General features: G+C 43.6%; 3 protein-coding genes. 2 read left to right on the forward strand and 1 reads right to left on the reverse strand.

The genetic code is table 11. The features are described 5' to 3' along the window. Both A7Z06_RS21480 and A7Z06_RS21485 read left to right on the forward strand, forming a co-directional pair. A partial coding sequence (locus tag A7Z06_RS21480) for an RHS repeat-associated core domain-containing protein (protein ID WP_193510705.1) occupies positions 1 to 548 on the forward strand: 548 nt, incomplete at its 5' end. A gap of 1 nt (position 549) precedes the next feature. Beyond that, a complete protein-coding gene (locus A7Z06_RS21485; RefSeq protein WP_105279587.1) occupies positions 550 to 981 on the forward strand; it encodes a hypothetical protein in 432 nt (143 codons plus the stop codon). Positions 982 to 1025: 44 nt separating this feature from the next. On the opposite strand, the gene A7Z06_RS21490 is transcribed toward A7Z06_RS21485, so the two are convergent. Continuing rightward, positions 1026 to 1355 carry a SymE family type I addiction module toxin gene (locus A7Z06_RS21490; RefSeq protein ID WP_105279588.1) on the reverse strand — a complete coding sequence of 110 codons (330 nt, stop codon included), beginning with the start codon at positions 1353 to 1355 and terminating at the stop codon, positions 1026 to 1028. Positions 1356 to 1452 lie beyond the last annotated feature (97 nt).

Here is a 1452-nt window from a genome sequence, read left to right on the forward strand (position 1 = left end):
AGAAGGATCACGGCGGGGTGGAGCAGAGCCTGCGCTACCAGGGACAGTACCTCGACAGGGAAACGGGGCTGCACTACAATCTGCACAGGTACTATGATCCGGATGTCGGGCGGTTTACGCAGCCGGACCCGATAGGGTTGGCGGGTGGGCTAAACTTATACCAATACGCGCCGAATCCGCTGGGGTGGATTGACCCGTTAGGACTTAAATGCTGGAGTTCGGCCAGACGTGATTACTGGAAAGCAGAAGCTAAAGCAGCGCCAAAAGGCATGTATTCATCCGTGAATATGTTAAGAATGCGTTTTGGTCTTGCTCCAAGAATTCGAGTTAAAGAATTCCATTTTAAAACAGGTACAGAAAGAATAAGAAACGTATCGCTAGAACTAAACCATCGTCATTGGCCTCAACGCGATGGTAAGCATGTTGATATTCCATATAACCTTGAGAAAGTGACGCCCTGGGAACATGCAGCTAAAGATCCCTATAGACATCCAGGTAGTACGTTACTTGAAATACTACAAGACATTGGAAACTATAAGGGGTTTTAAAATGAGACTGGCTGAATTTATGCAATCTGATATTTATGTTGATTTTCTTAATGACTTGGATAAGTCTCTTTCAGAAAAGATAGATAGAAAATCAAAGGTTTATGATGTTGTTGTTAACCTTATGGAAAAATGGTTGGAATATGCCTCGATGTCTTTTGATGATTTGCATTGGGTTATATCAAATTGCAGGTCAGATTCAATAAGTTACATTGTAAAAAAACAAGTTACTTATACAGAGGCTAATGGTGGGAAAGATAATATCATCAATCAAGCGCCTAAGATAAACTTCCCTATTGGTCATCTGATAGAGTATTATTTATTATCGAAAAGACCGAACGATTTGCTTGATTATGTGACAAAAATTCGGATTCCCGGTTCTAAGAAATATGTAAAGGAAATTGGGAAAATATTTTCTGAAATAAAATATTCATAATTTAAATGGCCGGGGAGAAAATCAAATCTCCCCGGCTTTTTTATTTAATTATCTTTCAGCACTTCCCACATCCCGCTTTTTATTCCCTTCACCACCCGTTTAACCTGATAAAGTTCCTCCCGCAGTTCCTGTACCTCGTCACTGTCAGCGATGATGGTCAGGCACCCCTCCGAAATCTTCACCGTCACACCCCGCCCGGTATCAAATCCGGCTTCTTTCAGCCAGTCGCCCTTGAGGTGCAGGCTGGGGTGTTGTGAATAATACCGGGCTATACCGGTTGTGCGGTCCTGGTGGCGGGCTCTGACATAGCCGACTTTATAGCGGCGCTGTGTTTTGGAAATGACGACTTCTGGCGTAATATCGTGTTCAGCCATGATTAACTACTCCTGTTAGTTGCTTGTGGTGAGCGGTGGTTAAGGGTTGCCGCCCTTAGTCACCGCGTTATTTATCAGTCAGTTACGCGCCTGAACA

Source organism: Escherichia sp. MOD1-EC6819, assembly GCF_002965765.1.
In the GTDB taxonomy this organism is placed as follows: Bacteria; Pseudomonadota; Gammaproteobacteria; order Enterobacterales; family Enterobacteriaceae; genus Escherichia; species Escherichia ruysiae.

Bases quoted from the DNA above. Each gene is read 5' to 3' on its own strand.
- A7Z06_RS21485 (WP_105279587.1), top strand. From the start codon at position 550: ATGAGACTGGCTGAATTTATGCAATCTGATATTTATGTTGATTTTCTT.
- A7Z06_RS21490 (WP_105279588.1), bottom strand. From the start codon at position 1,355: ATGGCTGAACACGATATTACGCCAGAAGTCGTCATTTCCAAAACACAG.